Here is a 299-nt window from a genome sequence, read left to right as displayed (position 1 = left end):
TGAGCCTATGAGTCGTGAAGAGGCAGGTCGCCGAGGAGCGGAAGCTCGTTGGGGAAAAGAACACGATGAGGATTATGATGGACGTAGAAGCCATCGAGGCAGATCTTCAGGGGATGAGCCTATGAGTCGTGAAGAAGCTGGTCGTCGAGGAGCGGAAGCTCGTTGGGGAAGAGAGCACGATGAGGATTATGATGGACGTAGAAGTCATCGAGGCAGATCTTCAGGTGATGAGCCTATGAGTCGTGAAGAGGCAGGTCGCCGAGGAGCGGAAGCTCGTTGGGGAAGAGAGCACGATGAGG

The 299-nt window shown here is 55.2% G+C and carries 1 protein-coding gene; it reads left to right on the top strand.

Annotated elements, in window-relative coordinates; translation table 11 throughout:
* Positions 1–7 precede the first annotated feature (7 nt).
* A partial coding sequence (locus tag BU804_RS12425; RefSeq protein WP_075882495.1) for a hypothetical protein occupies positions 8–299 on the top strand: 292 nt, incomplete at its 3' end.

The sequence above is a fragment of the Candidatus Protochlamydia sp. W-9 genome, from assembly GCF_001950615.1.
GTDB classification, from domain to species: Bacteria; Chlamydiota; Chlamydiia; order Chlamydiales; family Parachlamydiaceae; genus Protochlamydia; species Protochlamydia amoebophila.
Note: the sequence above shows the minus strand (reverse complement) of the source record. Positions and strands in the feature narration are given on the sequence as shown.